25 protein-coding genes are annotated in these 25,734 nt (G+C 71.5%); 10 read left to right on the forward strand and 15 right to left on the reverse strand.

Annotated elements, in window-relative coordinates; all coding sequences use genetic code 11:
• Position 1: 1 nt before the first annotated feature.
• From BXA11_RS28905 to BXA11_RS28915, 3 genes are read right to left on the reverse strand one after another with little or no spacing between them, the layout of a single operon-like run.
• A complete protein-coding gene (locus tag BXA11_RS28905; protein ID WP_030509887.1) occupies positions 2 to 949 on the reverse strand; it encodes a VWA domain-containing protein in 948 nt (315 codons plus the stop codon).
• On the reverse strand, positions 946 to 1,866 hold the full coding sequence (locus tag BXA11_RS28910) for a DUF58 domain-containing protein (protein WP_076439619.1): 921 nt from the start codon (positions 1,864 to 1,866) through the stop codon (positions 946 to 948). The genes BXA11_RS28905 and BXA11_RS28910 overlap by 4 nt, the downstream gene beginning before the upstream one ends.
• Positions 1,863 to 2,903 (reverse strand): AAA family ATPase, encoded by a 1,041-nt coding sequence (locus tag BXA11_RS28915; RefSeq protein ID WP_030509885.1) that lies wholly within the window; start codon positions 2,901 to 2,903, stop codon positions 1,863 to 1,865. The genes BXA11_RS28910 and BXA11_RS28915 overlap by 4 nt, the downstream gene beginning before the upstream one ends.
• Positions 2,904 to 3,009: 106 nt before the next feature.
• Here BXA11_RS28915 and BXA11_RS28920 point away from each other — a divergent pair, with 106 nt between their 5' ends.
• Positions 3,010 to 3,762 (forward strand): hypothetical protein, encoded by a 753-nt coding sequence (locus BXA11_RS28920; protein WP_081903762.1) that lies wholly within the window; start codon positions 3,010 to 3,012, stop codon positions 3,760 to 3,762.
• 8 nt (positions 3,763 to 3,770) lie between these two features.
• Here the strand turns inward: BXA11_RS28920 and BXA11_RS28925 are convergent, their stop codons facing one another.
• From BXA11_RS28925 to BXA11_RS28945, 5 genes are all read right to left on the reverse strand, one after another.
• The gene (locus BXA11_RS28925; protein WP_076439621.1) at positions 3,771 to 4,994 is read right to left on the reverse strand and encodes a beta-ketoacyl-[acyl-carrier-protein] synthase family protein; all 1,224 of its coding nucleotides are present in this window, start codon (positions 4,992 to 4,994) and stop codon (positions 3,771 to 3,773) included.
• 203 nt (positions 4,995 to 5,197) lie between these two features.
• Positions 5,198 to 5,581 (reverse strand): MmcQ/YjbR family DNA-binding protein, encoded by a 384-nt coding sequence (locus tag BXA11_RS28930; RefSeq protein ID WP_076439623.1) that lies wholly within the window; start codon positions 5,579 to 5,581, stop codon positions 5,198 to 5,200.
• Between the two features lie 125 nt (positions 5,582 to 5,706).
• Positions 5,707 to 6,624, reverse strand: a complete 918-nt coding sequence (locus tag BXA11_RS28935; protein ID WP_076439625.1) for an NADP-dependent oxidoreductase — start codon at positions 6,622 to 6,624, stop codon at positions 5,707 to 5,709.
• 36 nt (positions 6,625 to 6,660) lie between these two features.
• A complete protein-coding gene (locus BXA11_RS28940) occupies positions 6,661 to 7,308 on the reverse strand; it encodes a nitroreductase family protein (RefSeq protein ID WP_076439627.1) in 648 nt (215 codons plus the stop codon).
• Positions 7,309 to 7,476: 168 nt separating this feature from the next.
• Positions 7,477 to 8,022, reverse strand: coding sequence for a carboxymuconolactone decarboxylase family protein (locus tag BXA11_RS28945; protein WP_076439629.1), 546 nt, complete (start codon positions 8,020 to 8,022; stop codon positions 7,477 to 7,479).
• Between the two features lie 132 nt (positions 8,023 to 8,154).
• Here BXA11_RS28945 and BXA11_RS28950 point away from each other — a divergent pair, with 132 nt between their 5' ends.
• A complete protein-coding gene (locus tag BXA11_RS28950) occupies positions 8,155 to 8,808 on the forward strand; it encodes a TetR/AcrR family transcriptional regulator (protein WP_076439630.1) in 654 nt (217 codons plus the stop codon).
• 326 nt (positions 8,809 to 9,134) lie between these two features.
• Here BXA11_RS28950 and BXA11_RS28955 read toward each other — a convergent pair whose 3' ends face one another.
• The 4 genes from BXA11_RS28955 to BXA11_RS28970 are packed head-to-tail and all read right to left on the reverse strand — an operon-like array spanning position 9,135 to position 13,487.
• A complete protein-coding gene (locus tag BXA11_RS28955) occupies positions 9,135 to 9,782 on the reverse strand; it encodes a response regulator (protein WP_030509877.1) in 648 nt (215 codons plus the stop codon).
• A 31-nt stretch (positions 9,783 to 9,813) separates the two neighbouring features.
• On the reverse strand, positions 9,814 to 11,103 hold the full coding sequence (locus BXA11_RS28960; protein WP_076439632.1) for a sensor histidine kinase: 1,290 nt from the start codon (positions 11,101 to 11,103) through the stop codon (positions 9,814 to 9,816).
• A 43-nt stretch (positions 11,104 to 11,146) separates the two neighbouring features.
• Positions 11,147 to 12,460, reverse strand: a complete 1,314-nt coding sequence (locus tag BXA11_RS28965; protein ID WP_076439634.1) for an alpha-amylase family protein — start codon at positions 12,458 to 12,460, stop codon at positions 11,147 to 11,149.
• A 28-nt stretch (positions 12,461 to 12,488) separates the two neighbouring features.
• The gene (locus BXA11_RS28970; protein ID WP_076439636.1) at positions 12,489 to 13,487 is read right to left on the reverse strand and encodes a hypothetical protein; all 999 of its coding nucleotides are present in this window, start codon (positions 13,485 to 13,487) and stop codon (positions 12,489 to 12,491) included.
• A 118-nt stretch (positions 13,488 to 13,605) separates the two neighbouring features.
• Here BXA11_RS28970 and BXA11_RS28975 point away from each other — a divergent pair, with 118 nt between their 5' ends.
• From BXA11_RS28975 to BXA11_RS28995, 5 genes are all read left to right on the forward strand, one after another.
• Complete coding sequence (locus tag BXA11_RS28975; RefSeq protein WP_076439638.1) at positions 13,606 to 14,490, forward strand: DUF2268 domain-containing putative Zn-dependent protease; 885 nt, start codon at positions 13,606 to 13,608, stop codon at positions 14,488 to 14,490.
• A gap of 50 nt (positions 14,491 to 14,540) precedes the next feature.
• Complete coding sequence (locus BXA11_RS28980) at positions 14,541 to 15,308, forward strand: TSUP family transporter (RefSeq protein WP_076439640.1); 768 nt, start codon at positions 14,541 to 14,543, stop codon at positions 15,306 to 15,308.
• A gap of 220 nt (positions 15,309 to 15,528) precedes the next feature.
• Positions 15,529 to 16,797: an NAD(P)/FAD-dependent oxidoreductase gene (locus BXA11_RS28985; RefSeq protein WP_244303595.1), complete on the forward strand. Its 1,269-nt coding sequence runs from the start codon at positions 15,529 to 15,531 to the stop codon at positions 16,795 to 16,797.
• Positions 16,794 to 17,786, forward strand: a complete 993-nt coding sequence (locus BXA11_RS28990; RefSeq protein ID WP_204054006.1) for a hypothetical protein — start codon at positions 16,794 to 16,796, stop codon at positions 17,784 to 17,786. The genes BXA11_RS28985 and BXA11_RS28990 overlap by 4 nt, the downstream gene beginning before the upstream one ends.
• Before the next feature lie 112 nt (positions 17,787 to 17,898).
• Positions 17,899 to 18,849 carry a sigma-70 family RNA polymerase sigma factor gene (locus BXA11_RS28995; protein ID WP_244303596.1) on the forward strand — a complete coding sequence of 317 codons (951 nt, stop codon included), beginning with the start codon at positions 17,899 to 17,901 and terminating at the stop codon, positions 18,847 to 18,849.
• A gap of 46 nt (positions 18,850 to 18,895) precedes the next feature.
• Here BXA11_RS28995 and BXA11_RS29000 read toward each other — a convergent pair whose 3' ends face one another.
• The 3 genes from BXA11_RS29000 to BXA11_RS29010 form a co-directional block, all read right to left on the reverse strand.
• A complete protein-coding gene (locus tag BXA11_RS29000) occupies positions 18,896 to 19,912 on the reverse strand; it encodes a zinc-binding dehydrogenase (RefSeq protein ID WP_076439644.1) in 1,017 nt (338 codons plus the stop codon).
• A gap of 91 nt (positions 19,913 to 20,003) precedes the next feature.
• Positions 20,004 to 20,825 (reverse strand): class I SAM-dependent methyltransferase, encoded by an 822-nt coding sequence (locus tag BXA11_RS29005; RefSeq protein ID WP_076439646.1) that lies wholly within the window; start codon positions 20,823 to 20,825, stop codon positions 20,004 to 20,006.
• 16 nt (positions 20,826 to 20,841) lie between these two features.
• Complete coding sequence (locus BXA11_RS29010) at positions 20,842 to 21,444, reverse strand: TetR/AcrR family transcriptional regulator (RefSeq protein ID WP_076439648.1); 603 nt, start codon at positions 21,442 to 21,444, stop codon at positions 20,842 to 20,844.
• An 817-nt stretch (positions 21,445 to 22,261) separates the two neighbouring features.
• Here BXA11_RS29010 and BXA11_RS29015 point away from each other — a divergent pair.
• From BXA11_RS29015 to BXA11_RS29025, 3 genes are all read left to right on the forward strand, one after another.
• Positions 22,262 to 23,581 carry a sugar ABC transporter substrate-binding protein gene (locus BXA11_RS29015; RefSeq protein ID WP_076439650.1) on the forward strand — a complete coding sequence of 440 codons (1,320 nt, stop codon included), beginning with the start codon at positions 22,262 to 22,264 and terminating at the stop codon, positions 23,579 to 23,581.
• Between the two features lie 346 nt (positions 23,582 to 23,927).
• Complete coding sequence (locus BXA11_RS29020; RefSeq protein ID WP_239105252.1) at positions 23,928 to 24,878, forward strand: carbohydrate ABC transporter permease; 951 nt, start codon at positions 23,928 to 23,930, stop codon at positions 24,876 to 24,878.
• Positions 24,871 to 25,710 carry a carbohydrate ABC transporter permease gene (locus BXA11_RS29025; RefSeq protein ID WP_076439654.1) on the forward strand — a complete coding sequence of 280 codons (840 nt, stop codon included), beginning with the start codon at positions 24,871 to 24,873 and terminating at the stop codon, positions 25,708 to 25,710. Before BXA11_RS29020 ends, BXA11_RS29025 begins: the two co-directional genes overlap by 8 nt.
• The last annotated feature ends 24 nt before the right edge of the window (positions 25,711 to 25,734 follow it).

Below are 25,734 nucleotides of genomic sequence, written 5' to 3' on the forward strand. Positions count from 1 at the left end.
GTCAGGGGATGCGGGCGCCCAGCAGCATCGCCGCGACGGCGGCCAGCAGGCCCGCGACGATCGCCGCGACGAGGAACCGCTGGGTGATCTCCTGGTGCACGACCTTGTAGCCGAGCGAGGTGCCGATCTGCGCGTACACGTCGTGCAGTTCGCTGCCCGACTCCGCGGTGTACGCCCGGCCCCCGGTGCCGTCCGACAGCGACTTCAGCGTGGCCTTGTTCACCGGCACCTGCACCGCCCGGTTGTCGATCGACACCGTGCCGTCGGGCGTGCCGTACGCGATCGTGGACACCGGCACCTTGGCGCCGACCGACGCCTCGATGGCATCGTTGACCGAACGCCCGGAGGTGTTGTCGCCGTCCGACAGCAGCACGATCGCGGACGGGGGCGGATCGGTGACCGCCCGCTGGTCGAACGACCTGATCGAGTCGAGCGAGTTGAACACGGCCTCGCCGATCGCCGTGCCGGGCCGCGTGGTCAGGCTGGAGATCGCGGTGTTCACGGCCGCGTGGTCGGTGGTGGGGGAGATGACGACGGCGGCCGATCTGGCGAAGGCCACCACGCCGACGTTGAACCGCTCGGGCAGGTCTTTCACGAACTGCTGGGCCGCCTGCTTGGCCGCGACGAGCCGGGTGGGCGGGACGTCCGCCGACTCCATCGACAGCGACACGTCCACGGCGACCATGATGGTGGCGCGGTCGCGGGGCACCCTCACCTCGCCCGCGGGCCGGGCCGCGCCGAGGACCAGCAGGCTCATCATGACGAGGAACAGCACGGCGGGCACGTGCCTCCGCCAGGTGGGCCGCTCCGGCGCCACCAGCGACAGCAGCGCGAGGTTGGTGAAGCGCACGGTGTAGCGGCGGCGCGCGAACTGCGCCGCGACGTACGCCGCGACCAGCGCGGCGATCAGGACGAACAGCCAGAGCCACCCGGGGGCGAGGAAGGTCATGCGCCCCCCTTCCTGTTCGCGGCCCGGCGCAGCAGGTGGGAGGCCCGCCGCTGGCGCAGCACGAACTCGGCGATGTCGAACACCCAGTCGCGATCGGTGCGCAGCACCAGGTGGGCCGCCCCGGCCCGGCGCAGCGCCGCCCGGGTCTCCTGCCGTTGCTCGGCCGCGGCCTCGGCGTACCGCTCCCTCAGCGGCTGAGACAGGTGGACGCCGCGCGAGCGCCCGGTCTCGGGGTCGGCGAGGGTGACGAACCCGACGTCGGGCAGTTCCAGCTCGCGGGGATCGATGATCTCCACGGCGAGCACCTGGTGCCGCGCGGCCAGGCGGCGCAGCGGCGGCTCCCAGGAGTCGGGCGAGTCGAGGAAGTCGGAGACGATCACCCGCAGCCCGCGCTTGCGGTGCGCCGTCGCCATCATCTCCAGAGCCTCCCCGAGATCCACCGCGCCCTGCGCGGGCGGCGCGCTGAGCAGCGAGTGCAGCAGAGCGTACAGCCGGGGCCGGCCCGGCTTGGCCGGGAAGCGGTGCACGTCGTCCCCGTACAGGATGTAGGCGCCGAACCGGTCGCCCACGCGGCCGGCGAGGATCCCGATCGCCCCGACGGCGCTGACGACCAGATCGCGCTTGGACATGTCGGCCGTGCCGAACTCCATGCTGGCCGACAGGTCGGCCACCGCCCAGGTCTCCAGCTCCCGGTCCGCGATCAGGTCGCGCACGTGCGGCACGGTCGTGCGCGCCGTCACCGCCCAGTCCATGCGGCGCACGTCGTCCTCGCCGGGCACGTACACGCGGGTGTCGCCCTGCTCGCTGCCGGGCCCGGGGATCAGCCCCTGGTGGCGGCCCTGCAGCAGCCCGTCGAGCCGCCGCACCACCGTCAGCTCCAGCCGGCGCAGCGCCTGGTCGGGGTTCGCCCCGCTCATCGCATGCCCTGGTTCCACACGACGAGAGGCGGCGGCACCGCCTGAAGGACCCGGCGTACGACGTCGTCGGGGTCCACCTCGTCGGCCAGCGCGTCGAAGGTGAGCATCAGCCGGTGCGACATGACGTCGACCGCGACGTCGCGGACGTCGTCGGGCAGCAGGTAGTCGCGCCCGCGCAGCAGGGCCAGGGCCCGCCCGGCGGCGATCAGGCCCAGCGTCGCCCGGGGGCTCACCCCGATCTCGATAGTGTCCTGCAGGTCGGCCAGGCCGTAGTCCGCCGGGGTGCGCGTGGCCATGACCAGCCGTACGACGTAGTCGGCCACGAGCTGGTGGACCGAGATCTCCTCGGCCATGTCCTGCAGCCGCACCAGCGTGGCCGGATCGAGCACCGGCCTGGGCACGGGCGGGCGCACGCTCATCCGCTGCAGGATCTCCAGCTCCTCGTGCGCGCTCGGGTGGGACACGCGCACCTTGAACAGGAACCGGTCGCGCTGCACCTCGGGCAGCGGGTAGACGCCCTCCGACTCGATCGGGTTCTGTGTGGCCAGCACGATGAACGGCCGGGGCAGCGGGTGGGTGCGTCCCGCGAGCGTCACCTGCCGCTCGGCCATCACCTCCAGCAGGGCCGACTGCACCTTCGCCGGAGCGCGGTTGATCTCGTCGGCGAGCAGGAAGTTGACGAACACCGGCCCGAGCTCGACGTCGAACCGCTCGGAGCTGGGGTGGTAGACGCGGGTGCCGACGATGTCACTGGGCACCAGGTCGGGGGTGAACTGGATGCGGGCGAACGTGCCGCCCACGACGGTGGCCAGCGTCGAGGCGGCCAGCGTCTTGGCGACCCCCGGGACGCCTTCGAGCAGGCAGTGTCCCCGGGCGAGCAGCGCCACCAGCAGCCGCTCGACCATGTGCTCCTGCCCGACGATCACCCGCCGGACCTCGGCCAGCGACTCCCGCAGGGCGTCCAGCCGGGCTTCGCCCTCCTGCTCTGTCACGCCCTCGCCGGGCTCCGGGTCACTGCGTTCATCGGCAACGGTCATGCTCGTTATTCAATCGTGACTCGGCTGGAGAATCCATTTCTCTCCCATTTGCCCGTCCCGGCGCGTGCCACACCCCCTGCCGTGCCCGTGTGTTTTGATGTGGAGGATGGTGACTCCGCTGCAGTACGGCGACCCGCCCCACGTGGGGCCGTTCGCGCTGCAGGCACGTCTGCAGACGGCCCCGGCCGGGCTCGTCTACCTGGGCCAGGCGCCCGACGGCCGGGTGGTGTCGGTGGCCGTCCTGTCCAGCGGCGCCGCCCTCGACGCCGCCGCCAGGGACCGGTTCGTCACCGCGATCAGGGATGCGCAGGGCCGGACGGGCGTACGCGGGTGGGGCGCCTCCCTGGTCGACCGGGTGCGCGGCCGGGTCCCGCCCGACACGCCTCCCGTCCTGGCGATGCAGGGCGGCCCCGCGCCCTGGGTGGCCGTGCCGTACATGCCGAACGGCCCGGGGGCAGAGCGGTTCCTCGACCCGGTCCCCGTGTCCGGCACGTTGATCGGGCAGCGGCACGGGCCCGACTTCGCGCACTACTGGCTGGGCGACCGCACTCCCGCGCTGCCCGCCCCGCCCGCGCCGCCCCCGCCGCCGGTGGCCACCCGGCGGGCGGTCGTGCTCGCCTCGACGCTGCTGGCCACGCTCGTGCTCGCGCTGCTGCTGGTCACCTGGATGATGCTGTTCCGCGGCGAGGACGAGCCGGAGCCGCCCCGGCCGCTGCCGAACACGCAGTTCGTGCCCACCCCGCCGCCCGAGCCCGCCTCGCCCGAGCCGCAGCAGCCCACTCCCGGCCCGTCCGGCAGCGGCGACGGCAGCCAGAGCCCCTGGCCGGACGACCTCTTCGACGGCCGCGGCCCCATCTGACGCGGCCGTCAGACGCTGGTGAACACCAGGGACGCGTTGTGGCCGCCGAAGCCGAAGGAGTTCACCAGCCCGGCCGTCCAGCGCCCGGTGCGCGGCGCGCCGGCCACCAGGTCGAGCTTCACCTCCGGGTCCGGGTTGTCGAGGTTGCGAATCGCGGGGATCATCCCGTCGCGAAGGCCGAGGACGGTGGCGATCGCGCCCAGCGACCCGGCCGCGCCGCACAGGTGACCGGTCATCGACTTGATCGCGGTGACCGCCGGGTGCGTGCCGATCGCCTCGGCGATCGACGCGTTCTCGGTCAGGTCGCCCGTGGGGGTCGAGGTGGCGTGGGCGTTCACGTAGCCCACGTCGAGCGCGTCCAGACCGGCGTCGGCCAGGGCGAGCCGCATCGCGCGCGCCTGTCCCGCCGCGTCGGCGGCGGTGATGTGGTGGGCGTCGGAGGTGACCCCGGCGCCGGCGAGAGCGGCGTGGACCCGGGCGCCGCGGGCGGCGGCGAACTCCTCGCGTTCCAGCACCACCAGCGCGGCCCCCTCGCCCAGCACGAAGCCGTCGCGTCCCGCGTCGAACGGCCGCGACGCCTCCTGCGGCGCGTCGTTGCGCGGGGAAACGGCCTTGGCCTGGGCGAACCCGGCGAGGGTCAGCGGGTGCACGCACGCCTCCGCACCGCCCGCGATCACCACGTCGGCGCGTCCGAGCCTGATGAGGTCGAGGCCCATCGCGATCGCCTCGGCGCCGGTGGCGCACGCGCTCACCGGCGTGTGCGCGCCTCCGCGCGCCCCGAGCTCGATGCTGACCACCGCCGCAGGTCCGTTGGGCATCAGCATCGGCACCGTGTAGGGCGAGATCCTGCGCGGCCCGGACCTTTCGAGGATCTCGTTCTGCGTCAGCGTGGTCAGGACGCCGCCGACCCCCGTGCCGATCACCACGGCGAGGCGCTCGGGCTCGACGCCGGGCGCCTCCGCGTCCGCCCACGCCTCCCGCGCGGCGACCAGCGCCGCCTGCTGGCAGCGGTCGAGCCGCCGCGCCGCCACCCGGCCCAGCACCTCGGCGGGGTCCACCGGCAGCCGGCCGGCGATCCGCACGGGCAGATCCCCGGCCCAGTCCTCCTCGATCAGGCGGATGCCGGACCGTCCCTCCAGCAGGCCCGCCCAGGTGCCGGCCACGTCCCCGGCCAGCGGCGTGGTGGCGCCCAGCCCGGTGACCGACACCCGCGCCCTGATCCCGTCTCCCATCGACGACCCCCTCTTCTCTGATGGCCGCACCGATTCGTCCCGCATGGCGGTGAATCGCGCCGGATATTTCCGGTTCCCACGCTGCCGCAGTGCCCGCACCCCCGGCAGGCGTGACGATCGACCAAAAAGCCGCGGAAGATTTGTCGGTGCCATGCTGCCCGCCGTGCCGGCTCAGGCCATGCGGCCACCTGCCGGCCTCGTGCTCAGGCGCGGCGGCCGTAGGTACGCGGATCCACGGGCTGCTCGGACTTGGGAAGCCCGCCGACCACGAGACGGTAGGAGTCGATCACGAGCTCCTTCACCAGCTTCTGGTCGATGGTGCCCCCGCCCTCCAGCGTGATCCAGTGCCTCTTGTTCATGTGATAGCCGGGAGTGATGTCTGCGTACTGCTCACGCAGGGCCGCGGCGTCGTCCGGATCGGCTTTCAGGATCACGACGGGGCGCCCTGGCATGTCGGTCATGAGCATGAAGACCTTGCCGCGCACCTTGTAGCGGTGCCAGTCGGGGCCGGAATCACGCTCCAGCTCGGCGCCGGGCAGTCCCACAGTGCAGTCGCCCGCGATCTTCTGCAGCTCTTGTCCATCCAAGGTGATCGACTCCTCTATCGATCCGAGTGCCCTGACCGCCCGGTCAAGGCCAAGGTGGCGTCCTCCGCATGGCCGCCACGAACGGCGGCGGATGACCCGCCAGCCGGACTGCGGCCATCCGTTCCCTACGGGCGTATGCGGATGACTGTCTTTCCGCTGCGCCGGGTGGTCGGGTTAAGGACATCAATGGCATCGTCGAAGCTCGCGACGTCACCGATGTTCGTCCGCAGCCGCCGGTCCCGCGCCCGCTGCACGATCTCGCCCAGTTCGGCGCGATCGGCCTCGACAACGAAGTCCACCGCCAGGCCGTCAGCGGGCCGCGCCTCGACCGGACCGACGACGGACACCAGCGTTCCTCCGGCCTTGATCAGGGCGACGGACCGCTTCTGAACGTCGCCGCCGATGACATCGAAGACCAGATCGACGCCTCCGACGTCTTCCAGCGCGTCGTTCTCGAGGTCGACGAACTCATGCGCGCCGAAGTCGAGTGCCTTTTCGCGGTCGGCGGCGCGTCCGGTGCCGATGACGTATGCGCCCGCCTCCCGGGCGAGCTGGGTCACCATCGTCCCGACCGCCCCGGCTGCGCCATGGGCGAGGAGGGTCTGGCCGGCCTGAAGACGGCCGTGCTGGAACAGCCCCTGCCACGCGGTCAGACCTGAGATCGGCAGGGAAGCGCCGACTGTGAAGTCGACGTCGCCGGGCAGCGGTGCGAGGTTGCGTGCTTCGATCGCCACGTACTCCGCAAGGGTGCCGTCGCGGTGCCAGTCGGCGAGGCCGAACACCCGCTGCCCGACCGACAGCCCCGTCGTGCCGTAGCCGAGGGCGGCGACCACTCCGGCCAGCTCGTGGCCGGGGATCGAGGGTGTCCTGTCACGGCCGGCGCGATCGGTCCAGGTGGATGGCCACTCCATCTCAGTCGGGACGAAGCCCGATGCGTGAATCTGAACGATGACATCGTTGATCGCTGCGGACGGCTCGGGCCGCTCCGTCAGCGTCATCCCCGCCGTTCCCGCGGCCTGGTCGGTTACCACAATGGCTTTCATTGAGATTGCCCGCTTCCTCGTATGTGCCGTGGGTTTTCAGATGAAGGTGAACAGCTGGTCGGCGTCGAATCGCGAGATCGGGTTGGTGTACACCTTCCGGGGGTCGGGGTAGCCGAGGGCCAGCAGCACCGTCGTGCTGTGTCCGGTCTCGCGGATCTTGAACGCCTTGTCGACACTGGCCGGGTCGAACCCTTCCAGCGGCGTGGCCTCGACGCCGAGCTCGGCGGCCGCCATCATGGTCAGGCCCACCGCCATGTAGGTCTGCTTCTCCATCCAGTGGTTCAGGTCCTTGTAGCCGTAGTTGCGCAGGTCGAGGAAGTCTCGGGTCATCGATTCCCACAGCTCCTGCTTCGACGGGTCAGGGAACCGGCCGTCGGCCCTCTCCTTCGTGAACACCGCATCGAGGTGGCTGTCAGGCACATCTGCCCGGGTGGTGAGGATGATGGTGTGCGACGCGTTCAGGATCTTCTCGGCGTTGTCCTGGAATCGTTCGCCCAGGTTGGCCGCGAGCCGTTCTTTGCCTTCGGGCGTGGCGAGGACGTAGAAGTGGTTGGGCTGTACGTTCACCGATGACGGCGTGGAGCGCAGGAACCTCAGCAGCTGCTGAAGGGTGTCCTCCGGAATGGTCTTGCTGGGGTCGAAATACCTGGTGAGGTGCTTTTTCATGATCTTGTCAAGATTCATGTCAATCTGCCTGTTTCTTATATGAGTGCGTTAGGAGCGCCGGCGGTGACGATCGCGACGAGTGCGTCGAGGTCGGGCGGGTATGCCGGACCTTTCCCGGATGATCAGTGGAGACAGTGACGGATCGAGCGGCTCAGTACGCCGCCTCGACGAGGACCCGAACGCTCATCACGGCGTACCGACCGAGCTGACGGCGGGGATGTCGATGTCGGTCTGGTTGACGTTGTTGATGAAGTTGGTCAGCAGGACCTGCACCGCCACCGTGACGATCGCCAGGATCTGCGGGTCGGTGTATCCCGCACCTCGCACGGCCGCCAGGTCGGCGTCGCTCACCTGGCCGCGGCTGTCCACCAGCCGCTGAGCGAAACGGGCGACCGCGGCGCGCTTGGGATCGATCGAGCTCCCGGCGCGGGCCAAGTGGATGTCATCGCTCGACATGCCACCGAGTTCGGACGATACGTACGTGTGCACCGCCAGGCAGTAATCGCAACCGTTCGCCTGCGACACGGCGAGCGCGATGGTGTGCCGCGTCTTGGCGTCCAGAACCCGGCTCAAGGTGCCCTGCAGTGTCATGACGACGTCGAGGACGGTCGGGTTCGACGCGAGAGTCGCGAACATGTTCGGGACGAAGCCGAACTGTGCGCCGACGTTGTCGAGGATGCCCTTCACTCCGTCGGGGACGTCGTCAGGAGAGGGGACGTTCAGTCGGGACATGGTGAATCAGCCTCCGGTGAGTGGTCGTCAGCCTGGGATGCGCTTGAGATTTTTTGGGCTTGTCAGCCCACTTCTTGAGTGAACACCGCCAAAGACTGGGCTGTCAAGCCCAATTTAGGTATCCTCTGAAGCATGAAACCCACCGCAGGAGCACGGGAGCCCCACAAGCTCACCGACAAGGGACAGGCAACGCGGGCCCGCATCCTGGAGCACGCCGCGGAGCTCATCTACGCCAAGGGGGTCCATGCGACGAACAACGAACAGCTCCGCCGCGCCGCCGGCGTCAGCGGATCGCAGCTCAACCACTACTTCCCGACCAAGGAGAGTCTTGTCCTGGCCGTGATCGCCTGGCAGGCCGAGCGCGTTCTCACGTTCCACCGCGGCGAGCGGTTCACGTGCTTCGACAACCTCGACGCGTTTCGGGAGTGGGCGGATTTCTACGTCCGCTACGAGCGTGCCTATCAGGAAGGCTGCAGCCTCGGCTCCCTGGCGAGCGAGATCATCAAGACGGACCTCGACGTGCACGACGAGCTCGCGAGTGCGTTCGACCAGTGGAGGGGCATCTTCCGCGATGGAATCGAGCGCATGCAGCGACTCGGCCGCATCAGCGCTGAGGCGGATCCCACGCAGCTGGCCAATCTGCTCCTTGCCGCCTTCCAGGGCGGCATGCTCCTCGCCCAGGTCGCGCGGGACATCGCTCCGCTGAAAGACGCGTTGCAGGCAGCCATCGACTACGTGCAGACCTTCGCGACGTCTCTCGACGCCGGCGTACTCCAAGCTCGGTAGCCGCTTCCACGTGTATGGGTCAGCGGAGCTCGGCTCATGCGACGCTGCGGAGCGCTCCGCCGGCAAAACGATCGCGCCCCAACCCGAGTGGCAGACGTGCCCACCCCGCTATGGGCAAGCCCGGCTCGGCCTGGATCGAGCTGCCCCACCCCGGCGGGCCTGCGCGTGGTGGACAGGATCGGCACCAGGCCGCGGCACCCGCGGGCGACGGACGGCGCGGATCTCCTCCACGCCGCCCGGGCCGCGAAGCACCTCGCTGTGGCGTCTGGCCGGCGGGTGACGCGGGTTCGCCTTGCTCAGCGCGGCTGAGCGGGGCTCAGCGGGGCTCAGCGGGGGGAGACGAAGCCGGACTCGTAGGCGGCGACCACCGCCTGCGTGCGGTCGCGGGCGCCCAGCTTGGTCAGGACGTTCCCCACGTGGGTCTTGACGGTCTCCGTGCCGACGACGAGCTCGGCGGCGATCTCCGCGTTCGACAGGCCGCGTGCCATCAGCCGCAGCACATCCCCCTCCCGTGCGGTCAGCCGGCCGATGCCGGGGACGGCGCGGGCGGCGCCGCGGGCCGCGACCAGCGACCGGATGGCGGCGGGGAACAGCAGCGACTCGCCCGCCGCCACCACCCGGATCGCCTGGACGAGCTCGTCCGCCCTCGCCCGCTTGAGCAGGAAGCCGCTCGCGCCGGCCAGCAGCGCCTCGTAGACGTAGTCGTCGTTCTCGAACGTCGTCACCACCACCACCTTGGGCGCGCCCTGCGCGGCCGTGAGGGCCCGCGTCGCCTGGATGCCGTCCACCGCGGGCATGCGTACGTCCATCAGGACGACGTCGGGCCTGAGCGAGCGGGCCAGCGACACCGCCGCGGCGCCGTCGGCCGCCTCGCCCACGACGCTCAGGCCGGGCTCGGACTCGACGATGATCCGCAGGCCGGTGCGGATCAGGTCCTCGTCGTCGGCCAGCAGCACCCTGATGCTCGTGCTCATGTTCCCGTCCGCCTCTCACCGGAGTCCTCGCTCATGCCCGTGCTTCCGGGAGACGGGCGGCGTCCGCGCCCGGAAGCGGCACGCGGACCTCGACCAGCCACGTCTCGCCGTCGGCGCCCGCGTCCACCCGGCCGCCGAGCAGCGTCACCCGCTCCCGGATGCCGTCCAGCCCGTGCCCCGCGCCGCCGCCGTTCCTGTCGCGCCGGCGTGATCCGGTGATGCTCCGCCGGCGATGCGCACGGACCTCGTTGCGCACGCGCAGCTCCAGGACGCGGTCGCGCACCTCGGCGTCCACCTCGACCGGGCCCGTGCCGTGCCGGATCGCGTTGGTCAACGCCTCCTGCGCGACGCGGTAGGCCTCCCGGGAGATCACGGGAGGCACGCCGGACAGGTCGCCAAGCCGCCGGACGATCGGTCTGTCTCCGGTGACGGCGGCGTCGAGCAACGCGGGAAGGTCGCCGAGGGACGGCTCCGGCGAGGCTCGCCCCGCGCCCTCCCGCAGCACGCCGATGACGTGGTCGAGCTCGTCCAGCGCGTTGCGGGCGGAGGTCTCGATCGCCTCCAGCGCGGCCCGGGCGGCGGCGGGGTTCCGGTCGAGCACCCGGCCCGCGGCGGCGGCCTGTACGGTCACCACGCTGAGGGCGTGGCCCACCGAGTCGTGCAGCTCCCTCGCGAGCCGGTTGCGGACGGCCAGCCGGTGGGCCGCCCGGTGCGCCAGGGCGAGCCGGTCGGCGGCGGACGGCCCGAGGAGCGCGGGGGCCAGGCGGGCGAGCAGCGCGCCGGCGCCGACGGCGAGGAAGAGCAGGCAGACGAGGACCGCCACGCCTGCGGGCGGCCCCCACATCGTCGCCCAGCCGCCGTGGAGCCCGGAGTCCACCAGCCCGAGGTGATCCCCGGCCAGTGGCAGGACCGCGAGCCAGACCGCGAACGGCACCATGGCCAGGGTCATCCCGCTCACCAGACCGCCGATCCCGAGATGCAGGGTGAACCACGCCGCGGTCCGGCGGCGTTCGGACCATGTCCGCTGTACGGGGGACAGAGGGGCCTCCACCGCCACGCCCAGCAAGGTGCGGGCGGCGGCCGCCTCGAAGGCCCGGATGGGCAGGAACAGCCCTGACACGGCCACCACGGGGAGCACCCCGATGAAGATCAGCAGTTGCACCGACAGCAGCGGATCGCCGGCGTCCGATGTCGGACGCCACAGCGCCGTCGCGGCCTCTCCGGCCATCATGTAGGGCATGAGCAGCGCCCCGCCGACGATCAGACAGGCCCACCTGCGGTAGGTGACCCTGTCGAGCAGCGGAGCGAGGACGCGGTTCACGGTCCGATGATCCCGCGGTCGCGGCGCGGGCCGTGCCGTCCGGTCACGGCCTGTGGACAAGCACCCGCCAGCCGTGCGCGGGCACGAGAGCGGGGTCCTCGTCCGGGCCGCCCGCCCCGGCACAGCTGTCCGCGACGCTCAGCCGGGAGACGTCCACCGGGAAGCGATAGGCGTCGTCGCCGATGTTGAGCAGTGTGACGACTTCTCCCGCCGCTCCCTCACTGCGTAGCGCGAGGGCCCTGTTGGCGACGTGCTCGGCCTTCGTACGAGCCCGGACCAGCCAGGGGTGCCGGCGGCGCAGCCCGATCAGCCGCTGGTGGAGCCGGTACACGGGCATGCCGTGCGAGGCCAGGCCGTCCGGGCCGTCGGGGAAGGCGGGCCGGATCGCGTCGTCGCCCCCGGCGCGTTCCTCCTTGACCCCGGGGAGCGCCTGCTCGTCGCCGTAATAGAGGCTCGGCACCCCGCCCACCGTGAACAGGACGGCCAGCGCGTGCCCCAGGTGCCGCGGATCGGTCAGCCTGCTGGCCAGGCGCGTCACGTCGTGGTTGCCCACGAACGTCATCGGCGCGAACACCTCCAGCAGCCCGTTGTGCCGGTCGAGCGCCCAGGCGAGTTCGAAGAAGTTGCCGTCGTTGAGCGAGCTCCAGATGGCCTTCCAGAGCTCGTACTGCGTCACCGAGTCGAGCCCGCCCTCGGTCACGTACGCCGCGTAGTCGCCGTGGATCACCTCGCCGGCGAACCAGGCGTCCGGATGCCGCCGCCGCACCCGGGTGACGGCCTCCCGCCAGAAGGCGCGCGGCACCGTGTAGGCCGCGTCGAGCCGCCAGCCGGACGCGCCGCGGTCGAGCCAGTGGCCCATCACCCGTACGACGTGGTCGAGGACGGCGGGCTCCGCGTGGTTCAACGCGACCAGCTGATCGTGGCCCTCGAACACGGCGAAGCCGCCCGCGCCGTCACCGGGACGGAACCAGCGGGCGGCGGGGGAGCCCGGCCCTTCCGCGAGCGCCCGCGCGAAGGCCGGAAACCCCCTGCCCACGTGGTTGAACACACCGTCGAGCAACACCCGCAGCCCGCGCCGCCGCGCCTGCGCCACCAGGTGGTCGAAGTCGTCGTCGTCCCCGAGCCGGGGATCGATCCGGAAGTGATCCACCGTGTCATAGCCGTGCGTCTCGGACGCGAAGATCGGGCCGAGCTGCAGACCAGAACAGCCGAGGTTCACGGCGTAGTCGAGCCAGCTCTCCAGACGCCGCAGCCGATGCCGGACCGGCGCTCCCTCGGGCGCCGCCGTCAACGGGGCGCCGGTGAAACCCAGAGGGTAGACATGCCACCAGATCGCGTGGTCGCTCCACGACGTCACATCAGCTCCTCACCGTTCGTTCCTCTGATCACAGTGTCGTCGTCGCCGCTCCCTCCCGCGCCGCCGCCCCCTCCCCGCGGGCATGCCGTACGAAGGCGGGCCGCCCCCGGCCGCACGCGCGGCATACGCCGCGCGTGCGGTGGTGGTAGCCGACGGCCGCCGTCCCCATCGCCAGGCCCCAAGCGAGGAACCAGGGATAGATGACGCCGAAAACCCAGGGAGAGACGCCTTCCAGGGACGGATTCGCGAGGCCGAGGGCGACCGCGACGCGCAGTCCCGTGCCGAGGACGCCGACCGGGACCAGCATCACGCTCCCCACGAAGGCGGCGGTCAGCGGCATCCATCGCGGCATGCGCAGCGGCGGCCGCCAGGTCCGGGCGAAACCGAGCCCGAGCGCCATGCCGATCAGCGCGAGCACCCCGGTGTCGCCCAGTCCCGGCGTCCACAGACGCACGTCCCCGAACGCCCGGGGATCGGCGAGGCCGACCGTGCCCCCGAGACCCCACTGCACCTTCAGCGCGCCGTACCCGGCCGCGAGCAGCACGGTGAGGTATCCGGCGCGGACGCTGAGCCTCTGCCACGATCCCCGAGCCTGCCATGATCCCCGAGCCTGCCACGTCTCCCGGCCCCCGCCGGCGGGAGAGGTGCGGCTCGCGTCGCCGGGTCCCTCGGCCTGAGCGTCGCCGGGTCCCTCGGCGTGAGCGCCGTTGGGTCCTTCTGACCGGCCGCAGCGTGCGCAGGCCCCGCGGGCGCGGCGGCGACGCCGTACGGCGGTCACGAGGAGCGTCGTGCCGACGGCGAGCGCGGCGGCGCGGGCGGCGGCCATCGGCAAGTCGAAGCCCAGGTCGACGACGCCGCTCTGCCCGGTGACCGCCGCGATCGCCGCCATGATCCCGCCCACGATGTCGAAGGCGATCCCGCTCGCCCCGACGCCGGTCAGCGCGAGACCGACCACGGCGGTGGCGGCCGTGGCGAGCGCGCCGGTGCGCGCGGGCCGAGACCCGCGGCGAAGGTGTGTCGTTTCCATGACTCCAGGCTCGCGGCCGCGTCCTCGCCGGCCCTCCCCGCCGGGCGGGACCCGCCTCCCCCGCGCGGGGGAAATGTCGCTTGAGCCTCACGTCGCGTGAGCTTCTAGCGTCGGCGGCATGGAGATCATCGTTCACGACACGGCCACCGCGATGGCCGATCTGCTGGCCGCCCCCCTCGCGGAACGGCCCGCGGCGCTCACCCGCATGCTGCGCCCGATGTGGGACGCCGTGCCCTGGATGCCGGTCGCCGACGTCGTCGGCATGCATCACCAGGGCTCCGGCTTCCGCGTCGACCGGGACGACGAGCGCTACCTGCCCGCGTTGCGGCGGATGCGCGACGCGGGGGTGTGGGAGCAGGTCCGCGACGCGCTCACCGCCGCGTGGAAGCACCAGCGCGAGGCCGTTCCCGGCATCAGGCACCCCGAGACGCTGCAGGTCTATGTCGTCCTCGGCGACCCGGACGCGGAGCACCTTGTGCGGCGCAACCACGGCTACCTCGGCATGAGCGGCAAGGGCCTGGTCTACCTTCTCGTCTGGCCCACCGAGGAGAACCTCGGCCGCCTCGGGCACTGCGCCGTCCACGAGCTCAACCACAACATCAGGTATTCGAACGTCGTCTGGGACCCCGCCGCCGTCACCCTCGGCGAGCAGGTCGTCTCCGAGGGGCTCGCCGAGGCGTTCGTCCGCGAGCTGTACGGACCGGAGGGGCTCGGGCCCTGGAGCACCTCCTTGGAGGGGCCCGCGCTCGACAGCGCGTACGCCACGATCACCGAGGCCGTGAACCTGACCGGCATGCACAACTTCACGGCGTACGTGCACGGGGACGCGACGGCGGAGCTGATGGGGCAGCCGCCCGTCGGCCTGCCCGACCACGCGGGCTACCCCGTCGGGCTGCGGATCGTCGACGCCCACCTCGCCGCCTCGGGCTTGACCGCCGCCGAGAGCACGACGGTGCCCGTAGAGGCGATCCTGGCCAACGCCGGGCTGCCCGCCGCCCGCTAGGCTCGCTCGTCGGGTCAGGGTCAAAAGGGTACAAAGGGGGACGGAATCACATGGGTGCCGGACAGGTGGTGCTCCTGCTGCTCGCCGCCGTGGCCGCCGGATGGGTGGACGCCGTCGTCGGCGGGGGAGGGCTGCTTCAGCTTCCGGTGCTGCTGCTGGCCGGTCTCACACCGGTCCAGGCGCTGGCGACGAACAAGTCCGCCGCGATCTTCGGGACGGGCTCGGCCGCCGTCACCTACGCGAGCAAGACGAAGCTCGACCGGGCGGTGGCCGTGCCGGCCGCGGCGCTCGCGGTCGCCTTCGCCGGCCTCGGCGCCGCCTCGGCGGCGCTGCTCGACGCGGACGTGCTGAAGCCGCTGGTGATGGTCGTGCTGCTGGGCGTGGGGGCGTTCGTGACTCTGCGGCCGGGGTTCGGCCGCCTGCCCCACCCGCATCTGCGTACGCGTGCGCGGGTGATGACGGGGGTCGCGGTCGCGGGCGTCGGCATCGCCTACTACGACGGCATCGTGGGGCCGGGCACCGGCACGTTCCTGCTCATCGCGTTCACCTCGATCCTCGGGATGGACTTCGTCCACGCCTCCGCCACCGCGAAGGTCGTCAACACCGGCACCAACCTCGGGGCGCTCGTCGTCTTCGCCGCGCAGGGCCACGTGGTGTGGGCGCTCGGCCTGGCCATGGCCGTCTGCAACATCACCGGAGCGCAGATCGGCGCACGGATGGCGCTCAACCGGGGAACGGGATTCGTCCGCGTCGTCCTGCTGTGTGTGGTGGCCGCCCTGGTCGCCAAGCTCGGGTACGACCAGTTCGTCAGCCGATGAGATCGCACCGGCCGGGCCCGAGGTCGTCGTCCACCCCGCGCGGCGCAGGGCGGGATCGTCAGCGAGCAGGCGTGCCGGCGCATGGCTGTATGGCGCCGCGAGCACCGTCGGGGGACGCTCCCGCCGATCTGTGATCCATGCCACATGGAAGTTCCTGTCAGCAATCGGGGCGCTGTTCCGCTCAATTCCCCGGAAGCAGGCGAACCGACAGGAGCATCACATGAAGCACCGCATCGTCGTCCTCGGCGCCGGTTATGCCGGAGCCTACGTGGCCGGGACCCTGGCCCGCCGGCTGTCCCCGGCGGACACCGAGATCACCGTGGTCAACGCCGTGCCGGACTTCGTGCAGCGAATGCGGCTCCACCAGCTGGCGGCCGGCCGGGACATCGACGCGCCGAAGCTCGTCGACGTCTTCGCGGGCACGGGGATACGGCTGCGGGTGGCCCGCGTCACCGTCGTCGACCCCGAGCGCCAGACCGTCGCCGTGGCCGACGACGGCGGTGGCGGCGAACTCGGCTACGACACGCTTGTGTACGCGCTCGGCAGCCACGGCGCCGCCCGCGCCGTCCCCGGCGCGGCCGAGCACGCCTTCGACATCGCCGCCAGGCCCTCGGCGCTGCGCCTGCGCGAGCGCCTGGACAGCCTGGACGGGCGGGGCGATGGCGGGCGGGTGGTGGTCGTCGGCGACGGGTTGACCGGCATCGAGACCGCCACCGAGATCGCCGAATCCCGGCCCGGCCTGTCGGTGGCGCTGGTCGCCCGCGGCGAGCTGGGCGCCCGGCTCTCCGCCGGGGCGCGCGGCCACCTGCGCCAGGCCTGCGACCGGCTGGGCATCACCGTCCTGGAGCACACCTGCGTCGAAGCCGTCGAAGCGACGCGGGTGCTGTGCGCGGGCGGCACCGCCCTGGCGTCCGGCGCGACCGTGTGGGCGGCCGGGTTCGCGGTCAGCCCCATCGCCGCCGTCGCCGGGCTGGAGGTCACCGGGGACGGTCGGATCGTCGTCGATCGCACCATGCGGTCGGTCTCGCACCCGAACGTCTACGCCATCGGTGACAGCGCCTACGCCATCGGCGACAACGGCCGGCCGCTGCCGATGTCCTGCGCTTCGGCCGGTCTTATCGGCCGGCAGGCCGTCGAGGCGATCATCGGACGCCTGACCGGCCGGAAGATCGCCAACACCAAGCTCCTCTACACGTACAACCACATCAGTCTCGGGCGGCAAGGACGGGATCCTGCAGATGATCGGCGACGAAGGGCAGGCGAAGCCGAGGTATCTGAGCGGCCGGAAGGCCGCGCGGGTCAAGGCGGGCATACTCGCGATGTCGCTGTGGGCCACCTCGCACCCGACCTTCGGCATGCCCAAGCGCAAGCGCCACCTGGCCGCCGCGCCGGATGCGACCGCCGATGTCCAGTCAGGCCGCGCCTGCAGCCATCGCGTCGCCCTCACCCTGGCCGACCGTGGCCGGGGCAGTCGCCTTGCTCACGGTGAGCATCAGCCTGCTGCTCACCGCCTTCGCCTGGCCGTCGGTGCGCTCATCGGTGCATGATGTGCCGATCGCCGTCGCCGGGCCCGCCCCCGCCGTCAAGCAGCTCACCGCCGCACTCGGCCGACGGCTTCCCGAGGGCTTCGCGGTCACCGAGGTCGCCGACACCGCCGCCGCCGAACAGCTGATCCGCGACCGCAAGGTGTACGGGGCGATCGACGTCAGCTCCGGCACCCCACAGGTCATCACCGCATCCGCCGGAAGCGCCGCCGTCGTCCAGGCCCTGAACAGCATCGCGACCGGCCTCAGCCAGGCACGGGGGACCGGCACGGCGGTCGCCGCCCGCGACCTCGTCCCGCTGCCGGCCGACGATCCGCGCGGCGCCGGATTGGCCGCCGGAGCCCTGCCGCTGGTCATGGGCGGCCTGCTCGCCGCCGTGCTGTTGACCAGGCTCGTCCGCGGCACCGTCCGCCGCGTCACCGGAGCGTTCGCCTTCGCCATCACCGGCGGGCTTGCCGTGGCAGCGATCCTGCAGTTCTGGCTCGGCTCACTCGGCGGCTGCTACTGGGCCAACGGCGGCGCTGTCGCCCTGACCATCGCGGCCACGTCCCTGAGCATCCTCGGGTTCGAGTCACTGCTCGGGTACGCCGGCCTCGGCCTCGGCGCCGCCACCATGATGCTCATAGGCAACCCCCTGTCGGGCACCGCAACCGCACCCGAGATGCTGCCCGGCTGGTCCGGCACCCTCGGCCAACTGCTACCGCCCGGGGCCGGTGGCCGGCTGCTGCGCTCCACCGCCTTCTTCGAGGGCCACGGCATCGCCCACTCTGTCACCGTCCTGGCGACCTGGCTCACGCTCGGCATGGTGCTGTGCCTGGCCGGCGGCCTGCGCCACCGCCCTACCGCCGCCGTCGCAGACACGGCCGCACAGCCGGCCACGCACGCGACGGGATCCTCCTCTGCTGTGGCAGGCAACGCGGGATCGTCGAGGTAGAGCGTGCAGGCATCGCCGAAGACGCCTTCTGTTGTCGATCCACGACAGCCGGCACCTCAGAACAGCCGGCCCCTCGACGCACCTCTGACACACGCCCGAGAAGGTGGTCCGCGTGGACAGCACCGCCGCTGATCGCTTCGACACCAGCCTGTTCGAGGCCAGCCGGAACCGGCTGGCCTCATTGGCCTACCGGCTGCTGGGCTCCGCCGCCGACGCCGAGGACGCCGTGCAGGATGCGTTCCTGCACTGGCAGGCCGCGGACCGGCAACGGATCAAGGTGCCGGAAGCATGGCTGACCAGAGTCGTCACCAACCTGTGCCTGGACCGGCTCCGCTCGGCGCGAGCCCGCCGCGAACGGACCGCCGGTGTCTGGCTGCCCGAACCGCTCCTCGACGGCGACCCGATGCTCGGCCCGGCCGACTCGTTCGAGCAGCGCGAATCGGTCTCCCTGGCCGTGCTGACGCTCATGGAGCGCCTGTCGCCCCTCGAGCGAGCCGTCTACGTCCTGCGCGAAGCGTTCTCCCACAGCCACGCCGAGATCGCAGAGATCCTCGACATCACCGAGTCCGCGAGCCAGCAGCACCTCCACCGGGCCCGGCGCCGCATCACCGCCGCGCGCCGCGGCGGCGAAGTCGACCCGGCATCCGCCCGCAGGGTCGTCGAGGAATTCCTCGCCGCCGCCGCCTCGGGCCGCACCGCACGGCTGGTGGCGCTGCTCACCGACGACGCGACCGCGATCTCCGACGGCGCGGGTCTGGCGGAGAAGCTGCTGTGGTACGACACTCCGCACCACATCGCCGCCGTCGTACGGGCCGGCTTCAAACCCACACCCGCGAAGCGGCGGTTCGCCGGCGGCACGCCCGCCATCCACTACGCGCGCGTCAATGGCGCCCCCGCCCTCCTCTTTGTGATCGGCGACCAGGTCATCGGTGCCGTGACGTTCGACATCACAGGCGGCAGGATCGCAACCGTGCGCGGCATCGCCACCCCGGCCCGCCTCGTCCGCCTCACCAGCGCCTGGCGGCAGCACGGGCCGGACACGCCGCTCATCAGCCAGTGGTGAGCCGGTGCACCAGGGACACCGGGGTCGTCATGGAGACATCCGGGCTTCAGCCGTGCGGTTCCACCACGACCTTGAGCCCGCGCCGGGACACGGCGGCGGCGAAGGCGTCCGCCGTCGCCGCGAGCGGGAAGCGGTCGGTGACCAGCGACGACACGTCCACCGACCCGTTCTCGACGAGGCGGATCGCCCGGGGATAGGTGAGGTTCATCCGCCGGACCAGCGCGAGCGTGAGGCCCTTGCGCCGGGCCAGCGACGCGGGGAACGACGTGCGGTCCTCGTCGGGGATGCCGGCCAGCACGACCCGGCCGCCGGGCCGGGCCGCGGTCATGGCCGTGCGCACCGCGTCGTCGTCGCCCGCCACCTCGAAGGCCACCCGTACGCCGAGGCCGTCGAGCCCGTCGATGCCGGTCCACGCGGCCGGTCCCGCCTCCTCCGGGGACAGGGCGTGGTCGGCGCCGAGCCGCAGGGCGGCGGCGCGGCGGTGCGGCAGGGGATCGACGGCGACCACCGCCGAGGCGCCGGCGAGCCGGGCGAGCCGGATCACCAGCAGCCCGATCGGCCCGCAGCCGACGACGGCCACGGGCGCCCCGAGCCCCAGGTGTCCCAGGTCAACGGCGTGGATCGCCACACCGAGCGGTTCGAGCATGGCCCCGTCGCTGTCGGAGAGCGCGTCGGGCAGCGGGTGCAGCAGGTCGTCGGGCCAGGCGAGATACTCGCGCAGGCCGCCGTCGAGCGTGCCGTGCCCGGCGAAGCGGACGTCCGGGCACAGGTTGCCGTATCCCGTCGCGCAGACCCCGCACCGGTCGCAGGGGATGGCGGGGTCGACCGCGACCCGCGTGCCGTGCCGCGGGCCGCCTTCGATCACTCCGGCGATCTCGTGCCCCACGACGAGCGGATCGTCCAGCACCGCGTCGCCGATGCCGCCCTCGGAGTACCAGTGCAGGTCGGAGCCGCACAGACCGACGGCGGTGACCCGGACAAGGCTCTCTCCGGGCCCGGGAACGGGGCGAGGTTCCTCGGACAGCCGGATGTCGCCCACCTTGTGCAGCCGGGCGGCCCTCACGACCCGGTCCCTCGCGCCATCGCCGCTCCCCCTTGATCCGTCCTCCTTCTTGATCGTAACCCTGTGCCCGATCCGGACGTACGGCGCCGTGTCAGAAGCGGTAACGCAGGATCCACCCGGCGTTCCGCCACGCGGGGACCAGGCCGATCAGGGCCACCAGCAGCCGGTAGTACAGCGGGGAGCGGCTGAGCAGGGAGCCGTCGCCCGGGCTGCCGACCTCCGCCAGGTGAAGCCTGCGATGGAATCCCTCGACGTCGCGCGGGTCGCCGGGAAACCACTGTTCGCTGATCCCGAACTTCACGAAGACCGGCACGGGTCGTCTCTCGCGCTGCTTCCTGACCACGGGGGAGGTGATGTTGAAGACGATCTCCCCGCTGGGGAAGTGCTCGACGATCTGGGTGAGGATCCGGCGTACGTCGGGTTCGGGGAGGAAGTTCAGCAGGCCGTCGGCGACCACGATCGCGGGCCTGTCCCGGGGGATCGAATCGAGCCAGCCGGGCTCGGTGACGGATGCGCCGACGGCGGTGTGACCAGGACGCGGGGGGTACAGCAGGCCCGCGATCTCGACGATGTCGGGGAAGTCCACGTCGTACCAATGGTGGCCTTCTGCCGGGTCGACGCGCCGGACACGGCTGTCGAACCCGCAGCCGATGTCGAGGACGACCGCGCCGGGCGTGCGGCCGAGGAAGTCCCTGACCCAGTCGTCCATCATCCGTGAGCGCACTCCGACCGCGAAGCGTCCGATGCCGAGCGACGTGAACTGGGCGAAGTCGAAGTCCAGCCGGTCGACCGCCTGCCGGGCCCACTCGTCGCCGAGGATCGGGTGCCGGTCCCGGCTGTCGAGCCAGCGCAGGTAGAGCTCCAGAAGCGCGGTGACGCGCACTCCCGTGAAGTCGACGGGGATCTTCCGCATCCGGTCCTCCCGGTGGTCACGCCGGTCGCTCGCCTCCGCGGTAACCGGTCTGGTGGAGCACGGCCAGCAGGAAGTCGCGGATCTCGTCCTCGCTGCTGGTGTCGGGCTGGGTGGTGAGGTGCGTGCCGACCGCGCCGGTGAGAATCGTCTGGATGACGCCGAGGTCGGCGGAGGGCGGGAACCTCCCGTGATCGCGCGCGTGCTCCAGGCTGGCGCGGATCGCCTCCTCGCGCCGCCGGATGCTCGCGTTCCAGTACGCCTCCCGCAGGGCGGGGTGGTCGTGGAGCGAGGTCATCAGCCGGCGGGTGAGCTTTCGCAGCCGGGGCAGGGCCAGGTGGCGGGCCCATATGGCGAGCATCTGCTCGATGTCGACCGGCTCCGGCGGCGGAGGCGACGCGTCCTGGCCCGCGCCGAGCGCGGCGACGAGCAGCCGGATCTTGTCCGGGAACCGCCGGTACACCGTCGCCCGGGTCACCCCCGCGCGGCGGGCGACCTGCTCGATCGTGACGGCGTCGACCCCGCGCTCGATCAGCAGGTCCACGGCCGCGGTGAGGACGGCCGCGTCGATGTCCGCGCTGCGCGGACGTCCCGGAGGCCGCTCTGGTTCCGCATCGACCATGTCATTTACGATACAGTACAGCTCTGTATTGTAAATACCGCGCAGTCGGCGTCCGCGGCGGTTTCGCGTGAGCGGGCCCGGCGTCGTCGCGCGTTTCGCCACCGGCCTGATATCCGGTGCCGTCGGGGTACGGCGGTGAGGCGGTCACGCCGGGCCCCCGTCCGCGTTGGGGTCTTTCCCTGCTGTGCGGATGCCCGGTGTGCGCTTTGCGGCAGTTCGCTTCCCCCGGCGTTTGTTCGCGTCTCGGTGGGGGAGTCGCCCACCGAAGCATCAAAATCCCTGCGTACGGGCCTGCGCGGCCGGGCGGGGGCGGTGCGCCACCGGCCGGCGGGGAGAGCCGGGAACGTGCCCGGCGTGCGGTGGAGAAACGGCGGCCTCTCTTCGGCGCAGATGCGGAAAGCGGGCAGGAGAGCGCTTTCCCAGAGCGTGGACCCGGAGAGTCGCCCTGTCAAGGCGGGTTCTCGACGCGCTGGAAATCCGCAGGTCATACCGGTGAAACAGAATCGGGCCGGCCGGCCGCGCGGGGGTGGGGGAGGGTCGCCCCTTGACACTCTCCGCCTTCCGCGACACTCTCCTCCGTGGAGAGCGCTCTCCAAACCGGCGGCGGTGCGGAGAGCCCGTGCTCGCGTGGCGGGCACCGTCACCTGGGACGACTCCCGCGGCTGCGGGGCCGTCCGCGCCGCGCTGCGACAGGACGTGTCGTCACAGCACCGCCCCGTCACAGCACCGCGCCTTCACCGGCGAGAAGGACCGTTCACCCCCCAGGCCGCCGCCCGCACGGGCGGGCGGTCGCACCGCAAGAGTGAGGACAACACCCGTGCGCAGACGCAAGCCATATCTCTTCGCCGTCGCCGGAGCCCTCGTGCTCGCCGTGACGGCCTGCGGCGCCGACGACTCGTCGTCCACGGCCGGCTCGGCCGGTGGGAGCGCGGCCCAGACGATCACCTACTGGGCGTCCAACCAGGGCACCAGCCTGGAGAACGACAAGGAGGTGCTCGAGCCCGAGCTGGACAGGTTCACCAAGGAGACGGGGATCAAGGTGAACCTGGAGGTCGTCCCGTGGGCCGACCTGCTCAACCGGATCCTCGCCGCGACCACGTCGGGCAAGGGCCCGGACGTCGTCAACATCGGCAACACCTGGTCGGCCTCGCTGCAGGCGACCGGGGCGTTCGTGCCGTGGGACGACGCCCTGCTCAAGACGCTCGGAGGCAAGGAGCGCTTCCTCGGCCCCAGCCTCGCCGCGACCGGCGCCCCCGGCCAGCCGCCCACCGCCGTACCGATCTACGGCATGACCTACGGCCTCTTCTACAACAAGAAGATGTTCAAGGAGGCCGGCATCGACAAGCCGCCGGCGACCTGGGACGAGCTGATCGCGGACGGCAAGAAGCTGACCAAGGACGGCAAGTGGGGGCTCGCGGTGGAGGGCGCGAGCGTCAGCGAGAACGCCCACCACGCCTTCATCTTCGGCCAGCAGCACGGCGCGGATCTGTTCGACGCCTCCGGTAAGCCGCGCTTCGACTCCGACCAGGAGGTCGCGGCCATCAAGCAGTACCTCGACCTGATGGCCGTCCACAAGATCGTCAACCCGAGCAACGCCGAGTACGCCAACGGCACCGAGGCGGTGCAGGACTTCGTCTCGGGCAAGGCCGGGATGCTGATGTGGCAGTCGATCGCCACGCAGCTCAAGCAGGCCGGCTGGAGCGAGGACGACTACGGCCTGGCCCCGATCCCGCTGCCCGATCCGTCGCAGGGCGGCAAGCAGGTCAACGCGATGGTCGCCGGCATCAACCTCGCCGTGTTCAAGACGGCCGCCAACAAGGACGGGGCGCTGAAGTTCGTCCAGTTCATGACGTCGAAGCAGGCCCAGCAGAACCTCAACAAGGCGTACGGCTCGCTGCCGACCGTCACGGACGCCTACGACGACCCCGCGTTCGAGAGCGAGACGATCAAGACGTTCCAGCAGATCCTCTCCACCACGGCCGCGCCGCTGCCGCAGGTGGCGCAGGAGAGCCAGTTCGAGACGCTCGTGGGCAACGCGATGAACCAGCTGTTCGCCGACGTCGCGAGCGGCAAGCCGGCCACGGAGGAGGCCGTCAAGGCCAAGCTGACCGAGGCCAACCAGCAGATGGGCGGCTGAGCGGCCCGGTGAGCCCGCGCCGGGCGGAGGCTCCGCCCGGCGCCCTGACGCAGACCTCGACATCGAGAGGAAGTCCGTGATTCCTCCGTCCCCTGAAGAGGACGGCTTCTCGCTGTCCCCGGCCGAGGTGGCCGGGGCAGACGACGGCCAAGCCCTGACCGATGCCCCCGCGGGGCGCACCAGGACGGCATCGGGCGGCAGGCGTTCCCCCCGCCCCGCACCGGATCCGACGGCGATGCCCGCCGCGTCCCGGCCCGGCGCGGGACACGGTCCCACGCCTCCGGAAACGCCCACGCCTTCCGAAATGCCCTCGTCTCCAGTCGGCCCTGGGTCTCCGATCGGCCCTGTGTCTCGGAGCGATCGGAGGCGGGGGCTCGCGGACCGGGTCCCGGTGCGGCTGCGCCGCGCCGCCCTGCCCTACCTGCTGATCCTCCCGGCCGTGCTGCTCGAACTGCTCGTCCACCTGGTGCCGATGCTGATCGGCATCGGGATGAGCTTCCTGAAGCTCACCCAGTTCTTCCTGCGCAACTGGTCGGCCGCGCCCTTCGCGGGGCTGGACAATTACGCCGTCGCCGTCGACTTCGACAGTGCGGTCGGCCGCTCGCTGCTGCACTCGTTCCTCGTCACGGTCGTGTTCACCGTGCTCACCGTCGGGCTGTCGTGGCTGTTCGGCATCTGCGGCGCGGTGCTCATGCAGGGCTCGTTCCGGGGCCGGGCCGTGCTGCGCGCGCTGTTCCTCGTGCCGTACGCACTGCCGGTCTACGCCGGGGTGATCACCTGGAGCTTCCTGCTCCAGCGCGACTCGGGTCTCGTCAACCACGTGCTGGTGGACCAGTTGCACCTGTTCGGCGAGCGGCCGTTCTGGCTGATCGGGTCCAACAGCTTCTGGTCCCTCATCGTGGTCTGCGTGTGGCGGTCGTGGCCGTTCGCCTTCCTCGTGCTGATGGCCGGGCTGCAGAACATCCCGGGCGACCTGTACGAGGCGGCCGCGATCGACGGCGCGGGCTGGGGCCGGCGGCTGCGCGCGGTGACGCTGCCCATGCTGCGCCCCGTCAACCAGGTGCTCGTCCTGGTGCTGTTCCTGTGGACGTTCAACGACTTCAACACGCCGTACGTGCTGTTCGGCAAGTCGGCGCCGCAGGACGCGGACCTGATCTCGATCCACATCTACCAGAGCTCGTTCGTCACCTGGAACTTCGGCTCGGGCTCGGCCATGTCGGTGCTGCTCCTGCTGTTCCTGCTGGTGGTGACCGCCGTGTATCTGGTGGCGACGTCCCGGAGGAGGAGCGATGCGTGACCCCCGCTGGCTGCCGTGGGCGCGGTGGGCCGGCCTCGGCCTGCTCGGCCTGTTCACCCTGACCCCGCTGTACGTGATGCTGACCTCGGCGATCAAGCCGCTGCAGGACGTGCAGGGGGACTTCCACTGGATCCCCACGAGGATCACGCTCCGGCCGTTCGCCGACATGTGGCGGACGGTCCCGCTGGCGCGTTACTTCGCCAACAGCCTGATCGTGGCGTCGGTGGCCGCGCTGGTGTCGGTCCTCATCGCGATCTTCGCCGCGTACGCGATCAGCCGCTTCCGCTTCCCCGGCCGCCGGATCTTCTCGGTCACCGTGCTGTCGACGCAGATGTTCCCCGGCATCCTCTTCCTGCTTCCGCTGTTCATGATCTACGTGAACCTCGGGACCGCGCTCGGGGTCGAGCTGTACGCCAGCCGCACGGGCCTGATCATCACCTATCTGACCTTCTCGCTGCCGTTCTCGATCTGGATGCTCGCCGGATATTTCGACTCGATTCCGACGGCACTGGACGAGGCCGCCCAGGTGGACGGCAGCGGCCCGATCGGTGCGCTGCTGCGGGTCGTCCTTCCCGCAGCCACCCCCGGTATCGTGGCCGTCGCGATCTACGCGTTCATGACGGCGTGGGGGGAGGTGCTGTTCGCCTCGGTCATGACCGACGAGTCGAGCCGCACCCTCGCCGTCGGCCTCCAGGGGTACGCCACCGAGAACGACGTCTATTGGAACCAGATCATGGCGGCCTCCCTGGTCGTCAGCGTCCCCGTGGTGGCCGGGTTCCTGCTGCTGCAGCGCTACCTCGTGCAGGGGCTCACCGCCGGCGCCGTGAAGTGAACGCTCACCTCGGCCGCCTTCACC

The organism is Microbispora rosea, assembly GCF_900156315.1.
GTDB classification, from domain to species: domain Bacteria; phylum Actinomycetota; class Actinomycetes; order Streptosporangiales; family Streptosporangiaceae; genus Microbispora; species Microbispora rosea.